At 35.0% G+C, this 22,858-nt stretch carries 19 protein-coding genes and 2 tRNA genes; 15 read left to right on the plus strand and 6 right to left on the minus strand.

From position 1 onward, the window contains the following. Positions 1-87 precede the first annotated feature (87 nt). Genes V4P54_RS02610 through dprA form a run of 4 tightly spaced genes read left to right on the plus strand, consistent with a single transcriptional unit; the run spans position 88 to position 4,179 of the window. Positions 88-1,053 carry an aspartate carbamoyltransferase catalytic subunit gene (locus V4P54_RS02610; protein ID WP_455477580.1) on the plus strand — a complete coding sequence of 322 codons (966 nt, stop codon included), beginning with the start codon at positions 88-90 and terminating at the stop codon, positions 1,051-1,053. Further along, a complete protein-coding gene (locus tag V4P54_RS02615) occupies positions 1,050-2,345 on the plus strand; it encodes a dihydroorotase (RefSeq protein WP_455477581.1) in 1,296 nt (431 codons plus the stop codon). Before V4P54_RS02610 ends, V4P54_RS02615 begins: the two co-directional genes overlap by 4 nt. Positions 2,346-2,363: 18 nt before the next feature. After that, a complete protein-coding gene (plsY, locus tag V4P54_RS02620) occupies positions 2,364-2,975 on the plus strand; it encodes a glycerol-3-phosphate 1-O-acyltransferase PlsY (protein ID WP_455477582.1) in 612 nt (203 codons plus the stop codon). Then, positions 2,965-4,179, plus strand: coding sequence for a DNA-processing protein DprA (gene dprA / locus V4P54_RS02625; RefSeq protein WP_455477583.1), 1,215 nt, complete (start codon positions 2,965-2,967; stop codon positions 4,177-4,179). Before plsY ends, dprA begins: the two co-directional genes overlap by 11 nt. Here dprA and V4P54_RS02630 read toward each other — a convergent pair. Beyond that, a complete protein-coding gene (locus V4P54_RS02630; RefSeq protein ID WP_455477584.1) occupies positions 4,109-4,315 on the minus strand; it encodes a hypothetical protein in 207 nt (68 codons plus the stop codon). The genes dprA and V4P54_RS02630 overlap by 71 nt on opposite strands. A gap of 246 nt (positions 4,316-4,561) precedes the next feature. Between V4P54_RS02630 and topA the strand changes: the two genes are divergently transcribed. From topA to V4P54_RS02665, 7 genes are all read left to right on the plus strand, one after another. After that, positions 4,562-7,123 carry a type I DNA topoisomerase gene (gene topA / locus V4P54_RS02635; protein ID WP_455477585.1) on the plus strand — a complete coding sequence of 854 codons (2,562 nt, stop codon included), beginning with the start codon at positions 4,562-4,564 and terminating at the stop codon, positions 7,121-7,123. Further along, the gene (rnr, locus tag V4P54_RS02640) at positions 7,124-9,385 is read left to right on the plus strand and encodes a ribonuclease R (RefSeq protein WP_455477670.1); all 2,262 of its coding nucleotides are present in this window, start codon (positions 7,124-7,126) and stop codon (positions 9,383-9,385) included. Between the two features lie 395 nt (positions 9,386-9,780). Next, positions 9,781-10,947 carry an MFS transporter gene (locus V4P54_RS02645; protein WP_455477586.1) on the plus strand — a complete coding sequence of 389 codons (1,167 nt, stop codon included), beginning with the start codon at positions 9,781-9,783 and terminating at the stop codon, positions 10,945-10,947. 106 nt (positions 10,948-11,053) lie between these two features. Continuing rightward, a complete protein-coding gene (gene rpmG, locus V4P54_RS02650; RefSeq protein WP_455477587.1) occupies positions 11,054-11,221 on the plus strand; it encodes a 50S ribosomal protein L33 in 168 nt (55 codons plus the stop codon). A gap of 368 nt (positions 11,222-11,589) precedes the next feature. Next, on the plus strand, positions 11,590-12,153 hold the full coding sequence (locus V4P54_RS02655; RefSeq protein ID WP_455477588.1) for a thermonuclease family protein: 564 nt from the start codon (positions 11,590-11,592) through the stop codon (positions 12,151-12,153). A gap of 292 nt (positions 12,154-12,445) precedes the next feature. Beyond that, complete coding sequence (locus V4P54_RS02660; protein WP_455477589.1) at positions 12,446-12,730, plus strand: hypothetical protein; 285 nt, start codon at positions 12,446-12,448, stop codon at positions 12,728-12,730. Positions 12,731-12,739: 9 nt separating this feature from the next. Further along, positions 12,740-13,222, plus strand: a complete 483-nt coding sequence (locus V4P54_RS02665; RefSeq protein ID WP_455477590.1) for an Lrp/AsnC family transcriptional regulator — start codon at positions 12,740-12,742, stop codon at positions 13,220-13,222. Between the two features lie 43 nt (positions 13,223-13,265). Here V4P54_RS02665 and V4P54_RS02670 read toward each other — a convergent pair whose 3' ends face one another. Beyond that, entirely contained in the window at positions 13,266-14,273 is a 1,008-nt protein-coding gene (locus tag V4P54_RS02670) for a nicotinate-nucleotide--dimethylbenzimidazole phosphoribosyltransferase (RefSeq protein WP_455477591.1), read from the minus strand. Positions 14,274-14,449: 176 nt separating this feature from the next. Continuing rightward, positions 14,450-15,430, minus strand: a complete 981-nt coding sequence (gene dusA, locus V4P54_RS02675) for a tRNA dihydrouridine(20/20a) synthase DusA (protein ID WP_455477592.1) — start codon at positions 15,428-15,430, stop codon at positions 14,450-14,452. Positions 15,431-16,104: 674 nt separating this feature from the next. Between dusA and V4P54_RS02680 the strand changes: the two genes are divergently transcribed. The 4 genes from V4P54_RS02680 to V4P54_RS02695 all read left to right on the plus strand — a co-directional run bounded on the left by V4P54_RS02680 (position 16,105) and on the right by V4P54_RS02695 (position 19,273). After that, positions 16,105-16,950 (plus strand): DsbA family protein, encoded by an 846-nt coding sequence (locus V4P54_RS02680; RefSeq protein ID WP_455477593.1) that lies wholly within the window; start codon positions 16,105-16,107, stop codon positions 16,948-16,950. A 254-nt stretch (positions 16,951-17,204) separates the two neighbouring features. Next, a complete protein-coding gene (gene accB, locus V4P54_RS02685) occupies positions 17,205-17,690 on the plus strand; it encodes an acetyl-CoA carboxylase biotin carboxyl carrier protein (RefSeq protein ID WP_455477594.1) in 486 nt (161 codons plus the stop codon). A 14-nt stretch (positions 17,691-17,704) separates the two neighbouring features. Next, positions 17,705-19,063: an acetyl-CoA carboxylase biotin carboxylase subunit gene (gene accC, locus V4P54_RS02690; protein ID WP_455477595.1), complete on the plus strand. Its 1,359-nt coding sequence runs from the start codon at positions 17,705-17,707 to the stop codon at positions 19,061-19,063. A gap of 134 nt (positions 19,064-19,197) precedes the next feature. Next, positions 19,198-19,273, plus strand: a tRNA-Thr gene (locus V4P54_RS02695). Between the two features lie 51 nt (positions 19,274-19,324). Here the strand turns inward: V4P54_RS02695 and V4P54_RS02700 are convergent. From V4P54_RS02700 to V4P54_RS02710, 3 genes are all read right to left on the minus strand, one after another. After that, positions 19,325-22,075, minus strand: coding sequence for an autotransporter outer membrane beta-barrel domain-containing protein (locus V4P54_RS02700; RefSeq protein WP_455477596.1), 2,751 nt, complete (start codon positions 22,073-22,075; stop codon positions 19,325-19,327). A 314-nt stretch (positions 22,076-22,389) separates the two neighbouring features. Then, positions 22,390-22,466: transfer RNA gene (locus V4P54_RS02705), tRNA-Arg, on the minus strand. 37 nt (positions 22,467-22,503) lie between these two features. Beyond that, positions 22,504-22,809, minus strand: a complete 306-nt coding sequence (locus tag V4P54_RS02710) for an ETC complex I subunit (protein ID WP_455477597.1) — start codon at positions 22,807-22,809, stop codon at positions 22,504-22,506. Positions 22,810-22,858: the final 49 nt, after the last annotated feature.

Consider the following 22,858-nt stretch of genomic DNA (forward strand, 5'->3'; position numbering starts at 1 on the left):
ATTTATATTTTTGGAGTTACAAAAACACTTATCATATTCAAACAAGTCCTTATTTAATCTCTTTAAAGAGAGATAGAAAAGAATGCTATGACTCAAAATTCTTTTTTTCCCATTTTTCCCTATCAACATCTGTTGGGTATTAAAGATTTAACGGTAAAAGACCTTAACATATTGCTTGATCGTGCAAATGCGAATGTTATCCTTTCCCCCAAAATTGATAAAAACAAATCTATTTTATATGGCCGAACCCAGATTAATCTCTTCCTTGAACCTTCCACACGAACACTATCTTCATTTGAATTAGCTGGAAAACGGCTAGGAGCAAATGTAATGAATATATCCGTTGACAATTCATCTATAAAAAAAGGAGAAACACTAATTGATACTGCAATAACCCTTAATGCAATGAAACCGGATATACTAGTCATTCGCCATAATTGTGCTGGAGCAGCAGCTTTATTGTCTCGAGAAGTTGATTGCTGCATCATAAATGCAGGCGATGGTGCACACGAACACCCGACACAAGCTTTATCAGACGCTTTGACTATTAAGAGAAAAAAAGGCCGTATTGAAGGACTAACAATTGCAATTTGCGGTGATATTCTGCATTCTCGTGTTGCCCGTTCTAATATTCTCAGCCTAAATTCTTTAGGAGCGCGTGTTCGTGTTGTTGCTCCCTCAACGCTCTTACCTACAGAAATTGCAAATATGAGTGTTGAGGTTTTTAACACAATGAAAGAAGGACTAAAAAATGCCGACGTTATTATGATGCTGCGCCTACAGTATGAACGTATGGCAAATTCTTTTATTCCTTCAATTCCTGAATATTTTCATTATTTTGGTTTGCATGAAAAAAATTTATCTTATGCCAAAAGTGACTGCATCGTTCTGCACCCTGGACCAATAAATCGTGGAGTAGAAATTGCATCTCATATAGCAGATGGCTTGCAAAGTATGATTCACACACAAGTAGAAATGGGCATAGCCGTTCGTATGGCTGTTATGGATGCCCTACTAGATTCACGTCTTAACGCAGGTAAAGAAAAAAAATGACGAAGCCAATAGTTTTTCAAAATGCCCGTATTATTGACCCTTCTCGCAACGTCGATGAAATTGGAACAGTTATTATTGAAGACGGATTAATTGCAACTGCTGGGAAAGAAGCTCTGAATCAAGGAACTCCAGAAAACGCAAAAATTATTGACGCAAAAAATAAAGTGATTCTACCTGGCCTTGTTGATGCCAATGTTTTTATCCAAAAACTAAAAGGCGAACATAATGAAACAATTGTCTCGGCAAGCCAAGCAGCAGCAGCAGGTGGAATTACCTCTTTTCTTATGATGCCAGACACGAATCTAATCATTGATAATGCAGATCTTGTTGAATTCATTACACGAATAGTAAGAGAAACATCGTTAATCAATATTTACCCAGTTGCAACAATCACTCAAGGTCTTGATGGAAAAAAGATAACAGAATTTGGTTTTCTAAAAAATGCAGGAGCAATTGCCTTCAGTGAAGGAAAAAAAACTCTTCAAAGCTCATCTGTTATGCGGCTTGCAATGACTTATGCGCGTGATTTTGATGCCATTCTGATACACGAAACACAAGATAAAGATCTTATAAATCAAGGTGTTATGAATGAAGGACTTCTAGCAAGTTGGTTGGGCCTTTCTGGGATACCTCGCGAAGCAGAAATAATTCCTCTTGAAAGAGACTTGCGACTAGCAGCATTAACACAAACACGCTACCACGCTGCACAAATATCAACAGCTATATCAGCTGAGACTATACGTATAAACAAAGAACGCAATACAAAAATTTCAGCAGGTGTATCTATTAATCACCTATCCTTTAATGAAAATGACATTGGTGAATATCGTACCTGTTTTCGTTTAATGCCCCCATTACGAGCGGAAGAAGATCGCTTAGCGATGATTGAAGCAATAAAAGATAGAACAGTGGACATTATCGTTTCTTCTCATGATCCTCAAAGCTCTGATACAAAACGTTTACCATTTAATGATGCAACCACAGGTGCCATTGGAATGGAAACTTTATTGAGTGCAGCCTTACGCCTTTATCATAACGAAACTATATCTCTACTGCGATTAACCGAACTTTTATCAACAGCACCTGCAAAACTCTTTGGTCTCAATGCAGGAACACTCAAAAAAGGGGCTCCTGCAGACCTTATTTTAGTTGATCTTTATGAACCATGGATCGTATCCAAAAATAAGTTATACTCACGTTCAAAAAACACACCTTTTGAAAAGGCTTACTTTCAAGGGCGTGTTCTCCAAACCTTTGTTAAAGGACAATTGGTTTTTAAACTTGCTCAATAAGATTAATGGGATTCTTAAATGAATGAAGTAGAAGTATTTTTTCGATTTTGTACGTGGTTTACCCTCTTGATATCCTATTTCATTGGATCAATCCCATTTGGATTGCTTTTTACAAAATTTGCTAAACTAGGTGACGTAAGAACAATTGGTTCTGGAAATATTGGGGCTACAAATGTTTTACGAACCGGAAAGAAAAAAATAGCCGCTCTTACCCTTCTTTGCGATATATTAAAAGGAACCGTTGTCGTCTTTTTTGTAAAATTTTTAATTTATCCAACAGAAATTGTGATTTTGGCAGGTTTTTTTGCTCTATTAGGGCATATTTTTTCAATCTGGCTTAAATTTAGAGGAGGCAAAGGTGTTGCTACTTATCTAGGTATATGTTTTGGATTTTATTGGCCAGCTGCAATGATATTTATTACTACGTGGATAATAGTTTTTTTACTTACACGCTATTCTTCACTATCTTCTCTCATCGCGGTTGTCATCACTCCAATATTTATTTATTTTTCCTACCCTCATATCTACGCTCACTTTATGCTAATTATAATGAGCCTATTGGTAGTTGTGAAACATAGTGCGAATATTAGCAGATTACTAAGGAAGAAAGAAAAAAAAATTGTCATCTAAGACAGAGATCAATAAGGGAATTCTGCTCACTGATCGTCAACGTCTAAACTGGTTGCGATTGTTGCGTAGTGAGAATATCGGAGCGGTTAGTTTTCGTCATTTAATCAAGCATTATAGCACAGCAGAAAACGCTCTAAATGCGCTTCCTGAGCTGAGTAGAATGGGCGGTCTTAGTTCATCTTTACGAATAGCAACGTTAGAAGATGCTGAAAGAGAGATGCAAGAAGCAGAAAGACTTGGTATTCGATTTATTGGTGTGGGAGAACCAGATTATCCAGAATTTCTTAAGGTAACAGATGCATCACCACCTCTTGTAGCTGTAAAAGGTACAATTTCAGTTTTTCAAAAACCTTCTGTTGGAATTGTAGGCTCCAGAAATGCCTCAGCAGCTGGAAAAAAATTAGCTGATCAATTCGCCTATTTTCTTGGAAATTCTGGCTTTACCACTATTTCTGGATTAGCTCTTGGCATTGATAGTATTGTCCATCAAGCAAGCCTATTAACAGGTACAGTCGCGGTTATGGCTGGTGGAATTGACCACATATATCCCCATGAAAATAAAAAATTATATGAAGATATTATCGCACATGGTGGAGCAATTATCAGTGAGATGCCTATTTCTTGGAAACCACGCGCCATCGATTTCCCAAGAAGAAATCGCATTATTGCAGGCTTATCACTTGGCCTTTTGGTTGTTGAAGCTGCCATGCGATCAGGATCTCTTATAACAGCACGTCAAGCTGGTGAAATGGGACGCTTGGTTTTTGCCGTCCCCGGCTCTCCACTTGATCCAAGGTCAGTTGGCACAAACAATCTCATAAAAGATGGAGCGATACTAACCACTCACCCCTCTGATATTGTAGAAACACTAACACCACTTATCCCAGATACTGTTAATCTTCAACTTAATTTTTTTGAGGAATCAGCCCCCTTTGAGATTCAACAGGAAAATCAAATCTTGCCTAATATAAAACCAGACAAACCTTCTTTAACAGGAAGCGAAGAAGAACGCGCAGCCGTCCTCTCCTCCCTCTCAACAACTCCAATTGACTTAAACACGCTCAGCACCCATTCAGGTGTTCCACTACAAAAGCTTTACCTTTTGTTGATTGAGCTTGACCTTGCCGGAAAGCTTATTCGACATTCGAGTGGTTATGTGTCATTGTCGAATTCTTATCTTCCCCAAGAGACTCAGCACTATTGATAATACTTTGTCCTTCTTTGGCTGCCATGTCTAAAAGTAATGCTAAAAGCGGACTACGTGCTTGACGTGCCATTTGATTCATTTGTTTTGACATATCTGTAATATATTGGATAATTTTTAAGTGATTTATAAACATAATCTTCTATCCTTGAGCATTCCCCACCCCACCATCTCAATAGATGTTATTTTAGTATTTTGCTGTGTATCTTTTCTACTATCCATGCAAAATAAGTCACGTAGCTTCATATAGGGTGTACTTCAATAATAACAATCAAAAGTTGTATAATGTAATATTTTTATATCCTCTTAATCAATTGTCGTTAGCTATTCCTGTGAAAGAGGGGTATAAAAGCAATTTTTATTTCAACATTCGGGTAAAATTATGAATATCGTTATCGTTGAATCTCCAGCTAAAGCAAAAACAATTAATAAATATCTTGGATCTCAATACAAAGTAATCGCATCATTTGGGCATGTTCGTGATTTATCTGCCAAAGACGGTTCTGTATTACCCGATAAAGATTTTTCCATGAAATGGGATATTGATACTGCTGCAACTAAGCGTTTAAATGAAATAGCAAAAGCAGTTAAAGAAGCTGACAGCCTCATATTAGCAACAGACCCAGACCGTGAAGGAGAAGCTATTTCATGGCATATTCTGGATATTCTTAATCAAAAAAAAGTTTTAAATAGTAAACCCGTAAGACGAGTTGTATTTAATGCAATTACAAAAAAATCCGTTCTTGATGCTATGAATAATCCACGTGATATTGATAAATCACTCGTAGATGCTTACCTTGCTCGTCGAGCTCTCGATTATCTTGTTGGTTTTACACTTTCACCCGTTTTGTGGAGGAAGCTTCCGGGTGCACGTTCAGCTGGTCGTGTTCAGTCAGTTGCCTTGCGTATTATTTGTGATAGAGAATCGGAAATAGAACATTTTATTGAAGAAGATTATTGGTCCATTACGGCACAATTGAAAACCATCCAAAACAACAGTTTTCATGCAAAATTAATGATGTTAAATCAAAAAAAGATTGGTAAACTCGATATTCAATCGCAAGGACAAGCAGATAAGATTTGCTTTATCCTAGAAGGTGCAAAATATCGTGTATTAAGTGTTGAAGCAAAACCAATAAAAAGAAATCCTTTTCCACCATTTACAACATCCACTTTACAACAGGCTGCTTCTTCTCAACTTGGGTTTTCAGCTTCTCGTACTATGCAAATTGCTCAAAAACTTTATGAAGGTGTTGAAATTAATGGTGAAACAGCAGGACTTATTACCTACATGCGTACCGATGGTGTACAAATGGCATCAGAAGCTATTGATTCGGCACGAAAAGTAATCGCTGAATCCTTCGGCAGTAACTACGTTCCTGAAAAAGCACGTTTCTATTCAACAAAAGCAAAGAATGCACAAGAAGCACACGAAGCTATTCGCCCAACTGATTTTCAACGCTTTCCAAATCAAGTACGCAATTTTGTTGATAGTGATCAAGCAAAACTCTATGAATTAATATGGAAACGGGCAGTAGCTAGCCAAATGTGTTCTGCTGAAATTGAACGTACAACGGTTGAAATTGAAGCACTGCAAGGAGAAAATCAGGCAAATTTACGTGCAATAGGTTCTGTCATCAATTTTGATGGTTTTACTGCCATTTATACGGATCAACAAAATGAAAAAAATAACGAAGAAAATGACATAACATCTCTGCCACAAATAAACTCTGGTGAAGCTCTTACAAAAGAAAAGATTGAATCTAAAAAACATACTACAGAACCACCTCCTCGTTATTCTGAAGCTTCACTCATCAAAAAACTTGAAGAATTAGGAATTGGTCGTCCTTCAACCTATGCATCTACATTAGCAACACTTTGTGATCGTGGCTACATCATAATTGATAAAAGAAAACTTAGCCCTGACATTAAAGGACGTATCGTTACAGCTTTTCTAGAAAACTTCTTTAACCGTTATGTAGAATACGATTTTACAGCAAACCTTGAAGAAAAATTAGATCTGATATCGGATGGAAAATTATCCTGGAAAGAAGTATTACGCGATTTTTGGGACGAATTTAATGCATCTGTTGTGAATATCCAAGAATTACGCATAACGAATGTTATTGATGCTTTAAACATAACATTGAGCTCCCTTGCTTTTCCTCCACGCGAAGATGGAAGTGATATCCGTTCCTGCCCTCTTTGTACAAATGGGAAGCTATCGCTAAAATTAAGCCGTTATGGTGCATTTGTCGGATGTTCTAACTACCCTGAATGCAGATATACCCACCAACTCGGAACAGATACAGGGGAAAAAAATGAAGCTACACATAATGATGAGCCTATTATTCTTGGTATCGATCCTAAAACAGAAAACGGTATTTCTCTCCGCAATGGGCGTTTTGGACCATATATTCAACTTGGTGAAGGAAAAGAAGCCAAGCGCGCAGGATTACCGAAAGAATGGCGCTCAGAAAATATGACTTTCGATAAAGCTTTATCTTTACTGTCTCTTCCCCGCGAAATTGGGATGCATCCAGAAACAGGAAAAATAATCACAGCCACAATTGGACGATACGGGCCCTACCTTTCTCATGATGGGAAATATGCCCCTCTTTCTCACGCGGATGAAGTCTTTGATATCGGCATTAATCGCGCTGTTACAGTACTTGCCGAAAAACAAGAAAATAAAACGAAGAGAGGGAAAACAGCACTTGAACCGCTGATAACACTAGGGGACCACCCAGATGGAGGCGCAATCACTGTTCGTGATGGACGCTATGGCCCCTATGTTAATTGGGGTAAAATTAATGCAACATTGCCCAAAAATAAAGATCCAATGAGTGTGACCCTTGTAGAAGCATTAGAATTTATATCAGCTAAAGCATCCAGTAAAAAAACAACTACAAGAAAAACTTCTTCTCCAAAAAAAGAGATATAAATTTTGACTAAAAATAAAAATACAAAATATTTTCAATTAATTAAATTAGATCAACTGCCAAAGAAGGAAGAAATTATATCATTTATTAGTAACAATCCAGACCGTTCAAGTAAGCGTGAAATCATAAAAGCTTTTAATTTAAAAAGTGATTCTCGCATATGGTTAAAAGATATATTACGGGATTTAAAAAATCATGGACTAATCTCACAACACCATAAAAAATTAAAAAACAAAAAAAAAATACCATCGATTACCTTAGTAAAAATTAACTCCCGTGATGAAGATGGCAGCCTCATTGCACAGCCTTTGGAATGGGAAAATGGGTCAAAACCAAATATTGAAATACTTCCCCTTCATCGTACAAAGGGAATAAGTATTGGTGTTGGAGACAATGTTCTTGTAAAAATTTTTCGCAATAAAACTTCTCAAATTTCTTCTTATACAGGAAGAGTTATTCGTAAAGTTGAAGAAGTTCAACAAAATACATTTGGCATAGTTCAAAAATTTAAAAATGGTCAGTGGCAATTTATTCCTATAGAACGAAAAACTAGAGAATTAATGATTGATCTATCTTCTGAAACAGACATAAAATCTGGTAATCTCGTTGAAGTAGAAATTCAAAAAAATACCAATTATGGACTAAAAAAGGCAAAAATAAAAAATGTCTTTGGACATATCAGTGGTGAAAAAACACTCTCAATGATTTCTCTTCTTTCAAGAGACATCCCCCATATTTTTTCTGAAGATGTTCTTGATCAAGCAAAAAATTTAAAACCAGCAAACATCAACAATCGTGAGGATTGGAGGCACTTACCACTGATCACAATTGATCCACCAGATGCAAAAGATCATGATGACGCAGTGTATGCTACAACAGATAAAGATCCTGAAAATAGTGGCGGTTGGATCATTGTTGTCGCAATTGCAGATGTATCTTACTATATCAAAACGGGGAGTGCTTTAGATCAAGAGGCATTAAAACGAGGAAATTCTATTTATTTTCCCGATCACGTTGTACCCATGCTGCCAGAGTGCATTTCTAATAATTTATGTTCTTTACGTAAAGGAAAAGACAGACCAGCTCTAGCTGTGCGCATGATTTTTGATGTAAATGGTAAAAAGCGAAAACATAGTTTTCACCGTATTATGATGCATGTCACAGAAAACCTCTCTTATCAAGAAGTACAATCCGCAATTGAAGGAGATATAAAAGAAAAAACGGCTCCCCTCTTCAAAAACATTTTAGAGCCATTGTGGAGAGCTTACAATAGCCTGAAAATTGCACGCAATCGCAGACAACCATTAGAACTAGAGATAGCAGAAAAAAAGCTCATTCTTGATCAAAATGGATGCATCAAAAATGTCGTGATGGAGACACATTTAGAAGCACACCGCTTGATTGAAGAATTTATGATACAAGCTAACATTTCAGCTGCTGAAACATTAAAAGAAAACCATCAAACTCTCATTTTTCGCGTTCATGATAAACCTTCTCTTGCAAAACAGGAAATACTGCGAAATTTCCTCAAGAGTTTGGGAATATCTCTTTCTAGAGGAACCGAGCTTACATCAGCACGACTTAACAAAATTCTAGAAAAATTTTCTAATACAAAACAACGAGAATTAGTAAATCAAGTTATTCTACGTTCACAATCTCAAGCTGAGTATAATCCTAAAAATATTGGTCATTTTGGTTTAAATTTGCATAATTACACACATTTTACATCACCAATCCGCCGTTATGCTGATCTCATTATCCATAGAGCACTCATTAAAGTGCTAAAATTTGGAAACGATCAACTAATCGATTCTCAAGAAAAAAATCTTGCAGAAATTGCCACACAAATTTCTTCACATGAACGTCGTGCAATGATAGCTGAAAGAGAAACTATTGATCGACTCGTTGCACACTACTTAAGAAATAAAATTGGTTATACTTTCACAGGTCGAGTTTCTGGAGTTACAAAAGATGGGCTTTTTATCTCACTTGATAAACTCAATACAGATGGCTTTGTACACGCTTCTACACTTAAAAATGATTATTATCATTTTGATAAAACGCAGCACGCCCTTATAGGAAAGAACAATTGTAAAGGCTACCAACTTGGTGATGAAGTAATGGTAACACTTATAGAAGTACAACCTTTCTCTGCATCTTTATCATTTGATATGTTAACAGATCCTCGCCCAATCGCTTTTTCTCCAATATTCCATCATAAAAATAAATTTATGATAAAAAAACGAAGCCGTACTTTTTATTAAGAAATAACAATACAAAAAATAAGCATATAAAAATCAAAATTACAATTTTTGTTCTGTAGCGAAACAATTAAAAAAATCATAAACAGAATAATCAAACCTTAAAAATTGAGTTCTAATTAAATATTAACGATTATGAAAATGGTGATAAAACTCAAAAACTAGAAGAATGCTCGTTACATATCATAATTATCTTCATATGGTACTATTCTTCTTCGTATCCTTGTTCATACAAATCAGTGTATTTTTCTTTTGATTTAATAATCACCATGTGAAGAACCCAAAAAAAGTATATACTAAATAATCCAGAAAAATCGCAATAAACGAATTTATTATTTTTCTGATTCCAAGTTAATTTTCTGTTGGTTTTGCAAAAAAGGGGACAATTAAATTATCCCATGGTAAAAAATGAACATGACAATAATTCTCTGCGTGCAATCACCGCCGCAATCACAACCATTGGTACCGTTGGAATAGCGTTAGGAATGGGAACGCAGCTTGTCTCTTTATTGATGTCTGAAAAAGGCATTTCAAATAGTATTATCGGATATAGCGGAACAGTTGGTGGAATCGCTACAATCATAGCAGCTATATTTGCGTCCAGAATAGCTTTGTACTTAGGTGTTGCAAAAACAATATTACTGATGATCGCTTTTGGATATTTGAGCTTTTTGGGATTTTATTTTTTTAAATCAATATGGATTTGGTTCATTTTAAAGCTCATACTACACTTTACAATGACAATTATGTTTATCCTTTCAGAATTTTGGATTAACAGTTGCTCTCCACCTAAAAAACGCAACTTAATTCTTTCTATTTACACTATTACGTTAGGATTTGGATTTGGAATGGGTTCAATGCTGCAAATCAAAATAGGAACACAGGGATTTATGCCCTTTGCTATAAGCTGTATTTTTATGATGTTCTCCGCAATACCAATTCTCATCGCTTGGAATTTGAGCCCAAAATTCAAAGAAAATCAACACATACCATTTATTTCTTATATTTTTAGTGTTCCTACCTCAACAATGGCAGCACTCATTTATGGTGCTGTTCAAATGGGAGCGTTAACTCTTATAACATCCTTCAGTTTATCTGTTGGATACAGTGAAAATGATGCAGCGCACTTTATAGTAATGCTTGCTCTTGGTAATATTTTGCTCCTAATTCCTATCAGCATTATAAGCGACTATACAAAAGATTTCCGTTACCCTCTTATAAGCTGCGCCATCTTAGGCCTAATCGGAACTTTCACGATTCCATGGATAGTGAAATATAAATGGATTCTAATGCTCGATCTTGTTATTCTCGGAGGCGTATCTGCTGGACTTTATACAATAGGACTTGCACGACTAGGAACATGTTTTAAAGGACACAAGCTTGCTGCTGCTAATTCTGCTTTTATTTTTTGTTATGGAATAGGTATGCTTGTCGGGCCAGCTATCATCGGACGTGTCATGGATATCTTTAAACCATTTGGTTTTTCAATTACAATAACTTGTCTTTTTGGCTTATACATTATTCTGATACTTACTCAATTTATGAGAAAATTAATCAGCTCTTGACTTTTTTTAGAATATACGTAGTTTCGCACGATACAATCTGATTGCATTAGAAATAGATTTTGATAGTAGAATGATACCATTTTTGGTGTAAATAGGACTTTTAGTTATGGCTAAAGCAGCAACCATTAAGATTAAGCTTTTTTCGACTGCAGATACTGGTTTTTTTTATGTGACAAAAAAGAATAGCCGGACAATGACTGACAAGATGAGTAAACGTAAATACGATCCAGTTGTCAGAAAGCACGTTGAATTCAAAGAAACAAAAATTAAATAATCAACATATGTCATATTGTCTGCGGATTTTTTCTAATTTAAAGTAAGTATAAATTCTTATTACACTTAATAAGTGTTTAAGTTTTTGTTTTTTTTTGAAGTAGAGGGGCTTCTTTTATTTATTTTTTTGCAGATGTTATACATTTAGAGAATCTTTTTGGAGAATTTCTTTCCTTTGTTCTGGTTGAATTCATAATTATGCCATAATGTATCATCAGTTTTACATATAGTATGAAGTGACCTAAACATATAAGATTTTGTTACTTTGACGAAAGATTCCTTTTGTAGGAATAATGGGATCTTTATACAGGTTATTTGTTGTAAATGTATTATTTAAAATAAAACACTTTTTAATATGATTTTGGTATTATGAGAAAAGAAATACATTCTAATTTAAGTAAATTTGATTTTAAATTCGTAATCTTCGGTATCTTTTTTACAGCTTTTGCTTTCTTTATCGCTATCGTTGTTTACTTTAAGTACACTCAAGAAGATTATGCGAAGACAGCATTTTCTTCTCAAGCATCTATAAAAGGTGAAGCACTTGTCATTGATGGCGATTCAATTTCGATTTCTTCTGTTATGATTCGCCTTGCAGGAATTGATGCTCCTGAGCTCAATCAATTTTGCGGTGTTGAAGAGGCGTCTTATCCATGTGGTGTTGAATCAAAAAAATATTTAGAAAGCCTCACGGAAAATCAGCAGATTATATGTTATTGGAACAAAAAGGATAAATATCACCGCATTCTTGCAACATGTAAAACAAATAAAGTAGAAAATATCAACGCAAAGATTGTGCAGAATGGTTGGGCAGTAAGCTATCACGATTATCCTAAGGAAGAAGAAGAAGCAAAAAAAGAAAAGAAAGGTATATGGAAATCAAGCTTTCAGTATCCGAGAGAATGGCGAAGATCTCATCCTAGAGAAAATTAAATTAAGAATAAAGGGAGAATGTTTTTCTCTAACGTGTAATTTCTGTATTCATATCTGATATCTTCATTATTTTTCTTATGTGAAACACATAATCTGTTTATTTTAAATAGTTTCAATTGCAATTATTGTGCAAGCATTGTACCCAGTGTATTTTAAGGATTCTGTTCTCTTCAGTAACAATGCTGTAGAAATTGTGTAATTTGCTTGACGTAATAAATGATAAATCTTATAATAAGCACTTGGTTTTTGTTGTTTTATAGAGCTTTATTCACGGGGGTCGGTACAGGAAAGTTTGCTTTATCATTTCAATTTGGGTGTTCAAGATCATCGTGAGAGGATGTTTTTAACTGTGTATCAGGTAATGTTTGCTTTTGCTGTTGGATTCTGTGCAAAAAATTGGAATAGTGCAAAGATAAAATGTCGTAGAGAGATTTTAAAAGTCGCTGATAATTGGGAAAACGCTCTTTCTTTGCATAGATTTTGGGGGTTGAGTCTGATGCGTTTACCTTGGCTTTGTGGCGACTTTGTAACAGTCATTCTCAGTCTAATGAACAGAGTTTTTAAAACTAAACATTGATAGAGAGATATGGATCAGCTTGATCGGAAAATTTTACATCTTTTACAAGAAAATGCAACGCTTCCTGTCGCTGATATAGCCAAAAAAATTGGACTTTCCACCACTCCTTGTTGGCGTAGGATTCAAAAGCTTGAAGAAGATGGTGTTATTCAACGTCGTGTCGCTGTTCTTTCTCCTCAAAAGGTCAATGCACACGTGACTGTTTTTGTTTCTATTCGTACCAATACACATAGTCACGAGTGGTCTAAACGCTTTTCAAAGATTGTAGCAGAATTTCGTGAAGTAATTGAATTTTATCGAATGAGCGGAGACATTGATTATTTGTTGCGTATTGTTGTTCCTAGCATTGAAGCCTATGATCTTTTTTATAAAAAATTAATTTCCAAAATTGATATCCATGATGTTTCATCTTATTTTGCAATGGAACAAATTAAGTACACAACAGAATTACCATTGAACTACATAAACGTACATGAAAAAATAAATGAATGAAGCTATTAAGATTTTTTTAATTTTTGTGATTGTACAACTATCTTTAAGCAGTAAAATCTTTTTGTTCAAAAATTGTCATTTGTGCATGAGTTAAAACAGCTGCTTTAACAATTCCAGCAGCAATAGCTGCACCTGTCCCTTCCCCCAGACACATACCAAGATCTAAAAGAGGTTCTTTCCCAATTTTTTTTAAGAGTTTGCGATGAACGGGCTCAGAAGAAATATGTCCGATAAGAATATGGTCGAGAACTCTTGGATGCATTTTCTGAAGAACTGCTGCAGCCACCATTGCTACAAAACCATCCAAAATAACTGGGATTTTTTCCATTCTTGCAGCTAAAATAGCACCTACCATAGCAGCAATTTCACGCCCTCCTAAACAACGCATTATCTCAAAAGGGTCATCAAGATGATTCTTATGCAAAGAAACAGCTGTCTTAACTGCTGTTATTTTGCGCTGATAAAATTTCCCATCGGATATTATATCACTTTCTATCCATTCCTCAACTTCTCCACCAAATAATGCACAACACAAAGCTGAAGCTATAATTGTGTTGCCAATTCCCATCTCGCCTATACATAAGAGATCCGTCCCACCGGCTATAGATTCCATCCCAAATGCCATTGTAGCAGCCGCACTACGTTCGTCCATTGCAGCATCTTTTGTAATGTTCATAGTGGGATATTCCAACGCTAAATCAAAAATTTTTAATCCAAGATCATAAGCTGTACAAATTTGATTAATAGCACCACCACCAGATGTAAAATTTTCTACCATTTTTCTTGTCATAGATTGTGGCAATGGCGTGATATGCTCATCAATAATACCATGATTTCCAGAAAAAATAGCCACCAAAGGTTTTATTATGACAGGATTTTCGGTACCTCTCCACCCAGCATACCAAACAGCAATATCTCCAAACTTTCCAAGTGTTCCTAGAGTTTTTGCTAATTTATCTTGCCGTTTTTTTGCCAGACTTATAAAAAATTTATCCGCAACAGGTAAATTTACAAGTAAAGCACGAAAATCATCGAACGGATGAACGGTCATAAAAAAACCTTTTAAGATATACAATGCCTAAGTGTATGATAAAACTCTATGATATAAATAGGCTATGGATAATTTTGTTATTTTTTTAAATGTTTTAAACACATTATATGTTATTAACAAGATTGTTTTAATTTATTTTTAAATCAACGATTCATTCTATTTATGGTAAGTTACTGTTACATAAGAGCAGAAAAAGCTTCTTTTAGAATGTGTACATCCGCATCTTTTTTTATTGCATCATTCGACAATATTTGCCTCCATTTGCGACCTCCATCCCGTCCATGAAACAAGCCAATCATATGCCGCGTTATATGCGAAAGCCGCCCTCCTGATGAAACATGTTGAGAAGCATAATCGCACATAGCTTCAATAAGATCATTATCACTGAGGTTATTTTGCGACTCACCATATATTTCAGAATCAATATATTTTAATAAAGTCGGATCATGATAAACTTTCCGTCCAACCATAGTAGAATCACATAAAGTTAAGTGTTTTTTAATTTCATTAATTGATTTAATTCCACCATTTATGCCAATAAATTTATTAGGATATTTATCCTTTAATTTATAAACTCTTTCATAATTAAGCGGAGGAATATCTCGGTTTTCTTTTGGACTTAATCCTTGCAACCATGCCTTACGTGCATGTACCCAAAGTGCATCACACCCAGCATTCCAGACACGGTTAGCCATAAAATCTAAAGCTTCCTCTTCATCCTGATCATCTACTCCAACTCGACATTTAATCGTAACAGGTATAGAAACTACCTTCTTGATTGTTTCCACAGCTTTTGCTACGAGGCCTGGATTTAGCATTAAACAAGCGCCGAAAGCACCCGCTTGAACACGATTCGATGGACAACCAACATTAAGATTTATTTCGTCATAACCAAAATTTTCTGCAATTTGTGCAGCCTTCGCCAATTTTTGGGGGTCTGCCCCTCCTAATTGTAGTGCAATCGGATGCTCTTCATTGTTCAAAACTAATAATTGATCGCAAGAACCATAAATGACAGCATCTGCTACAATCATTTCTGTATAAAGCAGTGCTTTTTTTGTTAAAAGACGATAAAAAAACCTACAATGTCGATCTGTCCAACCCAACATTGGTGCCACAGCAAATTTTACTGGTGATGGAGAATTGTAAAAGACCATAAGAGAACTTTCATATTTTTGTTAATAGATTCCCACTCACACGCAGAGATCCATTTTTTTACTTCATAAAATTGATCTCCCCTCCTCAAAGACTGATATAAATAAACTAAAAATCAAGCATACCAACTTCAAAAGAATAATCCTTGGATATATGACCACAAACGCACTTATAAAATATCAAATATAATTATAAACAACTTAATTTTAATAATATCCTGTTTTAACTCTAACATCTTCATCTATGCACGACATCTCAGATATTCTTAAGAAACGAATGATAGATCGAGGAATTATCAAGATCATTCATTTCGACTCATCCTCACTTTAAATCCACATCCAATAGCATCTTTTTCCAATCCGAATCCTTTTATTTTTTTTCAATAATAAACAAGGCATAATGTACTACAATTTTCATAATTTCACTTTCCATATTATATTTATTCATGCGTGATAGAATGGCGAAAAAAGCAAATACGAATATTCTGAATAACAACGCATTTTTCCACAAAAATACGCATTTAATGAAATCCATTTAGAGAAAATAAAAATGATGTTTTTTAAACTAAAAAACCCAATATACTTACATTACCATTTAAGTGTTTATTGCACATATGCGATACTTTTCATATAATCCAGTCAAATATTACGACAAGCAGAAATATGAAGATGTGTAGATGACTCGCAAACCAAAGCATCCAATAACAGCATTCATTACATTTTTTTTAATAACTATTGCATTGAATATGTTGTTTTTTTTGCCTTTATCAAAGGCAATAGCAAATGAAAAAATATTAAATCATTTGAATTTAGAAGATCTTAAAACACAACTTTTAAAAGATTCGGTTTTTTTGTCTAAGATGAAGGAAAAGATTGTACCAATTATCAGTGACAAAGATGTTCAAAAAATTATAAGAGACTATTTACTCAATAATCCGGAAATTATGTCTCGAATGCAGTTGATGCTTAAAGAAAGATTAAAAAAACAAGCTGAAATTATCAGCAATTTTGAAAAAGAAATTTTTCATTCTCCTCATGATGCTATTTTAGGAAATCCTAGGGGAAGAATAGTTCTCGTTGATTTCTTTGATTACAATTGTAAATACTGTAAACTCTCCCATTCACGTGTAGCTAACCTGATAAAAGAATACCCAAATCTGCGAGTTATTATCAAAGATTTACCGATTTTAGGATCAGATTCAGTAGCGGCACATTCTGTTTCTTATGCTTTTAGAAAAGAATTTCCAGAGAAGTATTCTCAATTTTATGAAGCACTTTTAACTAATCAAGATCGTGCAAATGAAACTAACGCCATAAAGATAGCAGTTTCGTTAGGAGCAGATGAAAAAAAATTGAAAAATGCAATAGCAGATCCAAGCTTACAAAATTTCTTTGAAGAAAACAAAAAAATCGCTTCTGCACTAAATATCACTGGAATTCCTTTTTATATTGTTGGCAATAAAATACTCATTGGAGCTGTAAGCGAAGATATCTTAAAAGAAGCAATAAGAAATATACAATGAATAACTTTTTTCCCATTGGCTTCATGAAGCATACTGTAAATTAAATTATTTTGTTCTTTCTCTTTTTTGTTAACAAGCTTATAAGTGCACTTTTCCTAGCAAATACTGATTTTAAATTACAACATATAACGGATTATAAACACAAAGAATAAAGGAAAATCAGTTTTAGTAAAAATCTTTTAAAGATCATAAGCAGTCTCAAAATACTCGATTTACAAAAGACGATCTTTATTGATCAAGGAGTTTAAAATAAAATGGCAACAAAAAAGATGGATGCAACAAATAACACCGTAATCGACACGAAAATTATCCGCGACCTTGCTGATATTTTAAATGATACGAATTTAACTGATATCGAACTTGAACAGAATGGACTGCGTATTTGTGTGTCACGCCAAAGTATCTCAACCATTCCAGAACAAACAATCCGTACTCCTATTGCCCCTCCTACGGCAATTTCTCTTCCCAACATAACAACTGAATCTCTTCCAAAGGAGGATAAATCAAAAAACACAGTGACATCTCCAATGGTTGGAACAGCATATCTTGCACCTTCACCAGGAGCGAAACCTTTTATTGAAATAGGACAGAATGTTTCTGAAGGACAAACATTGCTTATTATTGAAGCAATGAAAACAATGAATCAAATTTTGTCACCGCGATCAGGCCGAGTTACTGCCGTTTTTGTCAAAGATAGTCAGCCAGTTGAGTTTGGTGAACCACTCGTTGTGGTTGAGTAAAGCGAGGAATACACATGATTAAAAAAATCCTCATTGCTAATCGAGGAGAAATTGCTCTTCGCATTTTACGAGCTTGTAAAGAACTTGGAATAAAAACTGTTGCTGTTCACTCGACCGCTGATGCTGATGCAATGCATGTTCGTCTTGCCGATGAAAGTGTCTGTATTGGCCTTCCTTCAATCCGTGATTCTTATTTAAACATTCAACAAATTATTGCCGCTTGCGAAATAACAGGAGCCGATGCTATTCATCCAGGCTACGGTTTTCTTTCCGAGAATGCAAAATTTGCAGATGTTCTAGAAGCTCATAACATTACATTTATCGGCCCAACGGCCGCCCACATACGAGCAATGGGTGATAAAATAGAAGCAAAAAAAACTGTTAAAAAACTTGGAATTCCTACAGTTCCTGGTTCAGATGGAGCTATTACTGATGAAACGGAAGCATTGCGCATTGCCTGTGAGATTGGTTATCCAGTTATTATAAAAGCTTCCGCCGGTGGTGGTGGACGCGGTATGAAAGTTGTACATTCTGAGAAAGAATTTTCTATTGCTCTTAAAACAACACGCTCAGAAGCTGAAGCAGCTTTTGGTAATGATGCAGTTTATATTGAAAAATATTTAGAAAAACCGCGTCATATCGAAATTCAAGTTATGGGTGATGGAGCAGGAAATGCTATCCATTTAGGAGAACGTGATTGTTCACTTCAACGAAGACATCAAAAAATATGGGAAGAAGCTCATTCACCTGCACTTAATGAAAATGAACGAAAAAAAATTGGTGATATCGTCGCAAAAGCTTGTGCAGAACTCAGCTATCGCGGAGCAGGTACCATCGAATTTCTTTATGAAAATGGTGAATTTTACTTCATTGAAATGAACACACGCTTGCAAGTTGAACATCCTATAACTGAAGCAATTACAGGAATAGATCTAGTTCATGAACAAATTCAAATTGCTTCTGGACAAGGACTTTCGGTTGCACAAGAAGACGTATGCTTTTTTGGTCATGCGATTGAATGCCGTATCAACGCAGAAGATCCCATCAACTTTGCACCCTCACCCGGAACAATTACTCATTTTCATACACCTGGGGGGTTAGGAATTCGAGTGGATTCAGGAGCTTATTCAGGTTATCGCATCCCCTCCTACTACGACAGCTTAATTGGGAAGCTAATTGTTCATGGACGTACACGCCTAGAATGCACAATGCGTCTGCGACGTGCATTGGACGAATTTGTCGTTGATGGAATTAAAACGACATTGCCTTTATTTCGCAATCTCATTGATAACAAAGACATTGCTAACGGTAATTACAATATACACTGGTTAGAAAGATATCTCGCTGATCAATCCTCTTCTTCGGATTCGTAAATGTTTTATAAACGATAACATGATAAAAAAATAATTATTCTATAATTTATTTATAGTTTTTTAGAAATATGTATCAGAATTAATAATTTTTTATTTTTATTTTTGTCAGTTTATGCTACTTCCGGTGTGGTTGTGCCCTTATAGCTCAGTTGGTAGAGCACCTGATTTGTAATCAGGGGGTCGGGAGTTCGAGTCTCTCTGGGGGCACCATTTTTATCTTTAAAAGTGAAACAATAAATCATATCCTTATAGAAGGATAATCTAAAAATAATAACGTAATCCACCAGAAAAATGAACTCCAGAAAAACCACCTTTTGTGAGACTACTTTGGTATAAAAAATCGCCTTGAAATACAATTTTTTGAGATAATTTAGAATGGATGCCAATACCAGCTTCTAAAGAAGATCCAAAGGATCCTAACTGAAAAGTATCTTTTAAATACACAACTCTCTTTTTCCCAAAATCACCTGCAAAATAGATTTTACCATAAAGAGAGACAACGCGATCTCTTTCAGATTCTACAAAATTCTTTGTTAAACGTCCACCAACTCTCATCACCCATTGACTAGGATTCCCAACTTCGATATCAAAATTACCGATATCACGTGCCTTATTAAATTTTAGCTGTTGATAAATAACTTGAATTTGTGGATCAAAAATAAAATCTGAAGATCCTATTATAGATGCTTTACCAGAAGACAATGAAATATTAAGAACATCTCCTTTTAATGTTGCTGTTTTACCTCGTGCAAGGGTGAAAACATCACCTTGAAACAAGCCATAGGATAAAGAATTTTCCATATAAAAACCATTATCATATTGCACGCTACCGTACGTTGTGAGCAACCATTTATCAAATGTACTTTTTTGACTTTGTTTAACGTCTTTTGGACGGAGAAAGAGTCTTCCATAAGTCCCCGCAACCCCAAAAGATGTAGTATTGGATGTATTTTCAATCGTTCTCAATAAAAGGTCTGTCGTTATGGCATTATAATCAATGTCTCCCCCATAGCCATACTCACGTGCAGATAGGCTTGAATTATAATGGCTTCTACTACTATAACTATGAACAGAAAATGAAGAATTTTTATTTATTTTCAATAAGTTACTAAAATTACTTCGTGTAAACTTAATCTGCTTATTCCAATTTCGTATATCAACTAAACCAGCATGAAACAAAAAATTTGGTAAAAGAAGATAGGTTGGAACTTGCGGAACAACCTCTCTTACTCTTGGTTTTAAGTAAGAAATGATCTTGGAATCAGGAATAGTAAACCAACCCTTATCAGGCTGAATGTATCTACTCTCAAGACGAAAATCCCAGAACTCCCCACTACCTTCAATTAATTTTTTGGAAGCATGTGCATTCCCAAAAGAAGAATTTGGACCATACGCACGAAGATAATATTGATAAGGAAAACCCTCTAGCGCTATATAACCACCACTTAATAGAAAAGAGTCTTCCTGTGCTTTTCCCAAAACTTGAATGATCGAAACATCTTGAGATTTTTTTTTATCTCCAGACTCTTTTTGATTTCCCATCATAATTTGCACATGAACTGTGCTTTTTCCAAAAACATCTCCGTGAATCAACAACCTATCAGTCTTTTGGTCATCAAAAGATCCATCACTGTTAACATACGTATTAAAATGAAGATGTGCATCACCTTGCGCACTATAAACTTTTCCTGATCCGTTCCCAATGCGAAGTATCTGATATATTGGAGATGTTGGAGTTTCGAAGGCAATAGAACTATCAGTAAGTTTTACAAATGAAATAGAAGAAGTTATATGATTTTTGTCTTGCGCATCCCTCTCTTTCTTCTTTGTTAGAAGCCACTTTGAATTTCCAGTAAAATAAAGTTCAACAATGGAATCATCAGAAACACGTGCCCCTCCTGTAAGTGAAGAGGAATCAATTAAAAACGCCATAGAAGACCTATTTTCAATCTTTAATAATAAATCACCAGAGATATTTGTACCATTTAACGCAGCAATGTAGCCATTGCTTCTACTGCTACGAATGGCCGTTCCTGCCAACACTTCAAAATTGACTCCTTTAAAAAAAACAACGCCTGATCTACGATCATCCTCTCCATTATCCATATCCAAACACATGCCACACGTATTTCCAATTACCTTAATGATCGAATCTTCAATACTAACCCGAGAAACTAAAATGTTTTTTCCTGAATCAACTCTTAGTTGTTGTGCATTAGCATCTGATCCAATCCTCAAAGCCTGAACATCGGTAGAAAGAATCTTAATATCTTTCAAATCAATAGAAGAAGACTGATTTATATTTAAAGCTGCATGAGAATTTTTTTCTTCACCAAACGCTTTTTTATTTTTTGCAGCAATAGTAACTCCCTTTAAAGTTATACTACCCATTGAGGAAACATAAAGTGCATCAGCATTTACCACATCAACTAATCCACCAGTCATCTTAATATTCGCACTACTATTACTAAAAAGAGCTACTCCTCTATTATTTTTTTGACCTTCCACATTAATTTTTGCGTCTTTTAAAATAACAGATGATCCTTGATTTTCAGCATAAACACCTAGCTTTGAAGCTCCAATTGATCCACCGTTTACCTCAATTATTCCATCATCGGCCACCAAACCTATTGGCACATTCTCAAAAATTGAATCCTTTAGGATTATTTTTCCCATTTTTGATGCCAATACACCATAAGTACCTTTAATTTGCATATTCATCGCTTGTATAGCTGTACCAGCCCCCTGCGCTATTATGACATGAGGTAACGTAAAAAAATCGTCTTCTTCTCCCCTTTCCTTTTTAGAAAATTCTGTAAAACTATACACTCCATTGCTAATTATATGATTTTTACCATCATTGCATCTATAAGGTAGCGTCCTTCTTTCACACAAAAATGGTACTTTTTGATCAGGATATGCTTTAACATTTATGTTTGATAAAAAATAAAAAACAACTGTCGCTGTAAAAACACACGAACACAAACACTTTCTATATATCCTGACAATCATTTCTTTTAAACTTTCTTTCTTACAAAAATGAAAAATACAGATAAAAATAAGTATTTATTCATATTGTATATTTTATAGTAAAAATAATTCGTTTTGAATTTTATTCAAACCAATGAAAAAACTTTTAAAATCTACCAGAAATACACATTTGATATCCTTATTTTAGCAGAATAAACTCACAAAAAACAGAAATTCAGCTAAACATAGAAAATAACCCTTAATACAGCTAATACAGCCCCAAAAATTACACAACGAAACAGAATAGACAGGAAAAATTCCACACTCCTATACAATTTGTTTATTTTATTTAAATGTGGTGATCCCGACAGGATTCGAACCTGTGACCCACGGCTTAGAAGGCCGTTGCTCTATCCAGCTGAGCTACGGGACCCAATGATCATTTTCTCTCAACTTCCAATAATACCCTATTAATGTGTCCAAGGTTGACACCTATCACTACGAAAATTATCAGAATAAGAAATAATCCGTCTAACTGGTTTATGCGACTTTTCAACGCGGTAGGGAATAGCATTTTTTAAAGCAAAAGCAATCGCCTCTTCCTTCATATTAAATCGAATCTTTATTTGATTGTTCATATCGAATGTCGCTGTATGTCCCATAAGAGGCTCAAGCATCTTTGCATTAACCGGCTCATACCGCAAAAACCAAGATTCTGTACGATTTCTGCCCGACTGCATAGCCGTTTTCGCAGGGCTGTAAATACGAGCAATCATGATTCTTTCTCCCTTTACAAAATCACCAAAAACGTTTCAATGATGATTT

Source organism: Bartonella sp. B41, assembly GCF_053795765.1.

Coding starts and splice junctions, on each gene's coding strand:
- V4P54_RS02670 (WP_455477591.1), bottom strand. CDS start 14,273: ATGACCGTTCATCCGTTCGATGATTTTCGTGCTTTACTTGTAAATTTA.
- V4P54_RS02700 (WP_455477596.1), bottom strand. CDS start 22,075: ATGATTGTCAGGATATATAGAAAGTGTTTGTGTTCGTGTGTTTTTACA.
- V4P54_RS02610 (WP_455477580.1), top strand. CDS start 88: ATGACTCAAAATTCTTTTTTTCCCATTTTTCCCTATCAACATCTGTTG.
- V4P54_RS02615 (WP_455477581.1), top strand. CDS start 1,050: ATGACGAAGCCAATAGTTTTTCAAAATGCCCGTATTATTGACCCTTCT.
- dusA (WP_455477592.1), bottom strand. CDS start 15,430: ATGGTCTTTTACAATTCTCCATCACCAGTAAAATTTGCTGTGGCACCA.
- accB (WP_455477594.1), top strand. CDS start 17,205: ATGGCAACAAAAAAGATGGATGCAACAAATAACACCGTAATCGACACG.
- V4P54_RS02630 (WP_455477584.1), bottom strand. CDS start 4,315: ATGTTTATAAATCACTTAAAAATTATCCAATATATTACAGATATGTCA.
- topA (WP_455477585.1), top strand. CDS start 4,562: ATGAATATCGTTATCGTTGAATCTCCAGCTAAAGCAAAAACAATTAAT.
- V4P54_RS02680 (WP_455477593.1), top strand. CDS start 16,105: ATGACTCGCAAACCAAAGCATCCAATAACAGCATTCATTACATTTTTT.
- V4P54_RS02645 (WP_455477586.1), top strand. CDS start 9,781: ATGGTAAAAAATGAACATGACAATAATTCTCTGCGTGCAATCACCGCC.
- V4P54_RS02655 (WP_455477588.1), top strand. CDS start 11,590: ATGAGAAAAGAAATACATTCTAATTTAAGTAAATTTGATTTTAAATTC.
- rpmG (WP_455477587.1), top strand. CDS start 11,054: ATGGCTAAAGCAGCAACCATTAAGATTAAGCTTTTTTCGACTGCAGAT.
- V4P54_RS02710 (WP_455477597.1), bottom strand. CDS start 22,809: ATGATTGCTCGTATTTACAGCCCTGCGAAAACGGCTATGCAGTCGGGC.
- plsY (WP_455477582.1), top strand. CDS start 2,364: ATGAATGAAGTAGAAGTATTTTTTCGATTTTGTACGTGGTTTACCCTC.
- V4P54_RS02665 (WP_455477590.1), top strand. CDS start 12,740: ATGGATCAGCTTGATCGGAAAATTTTACATCTTTTACAAGAAAATGCA.
- accC (WP_455477595.1), top strand. CDS start 17,705: ATGATTAAAAAAATCCTCATTGCTAATCGAGGAGAAATTGCTCTTCGC.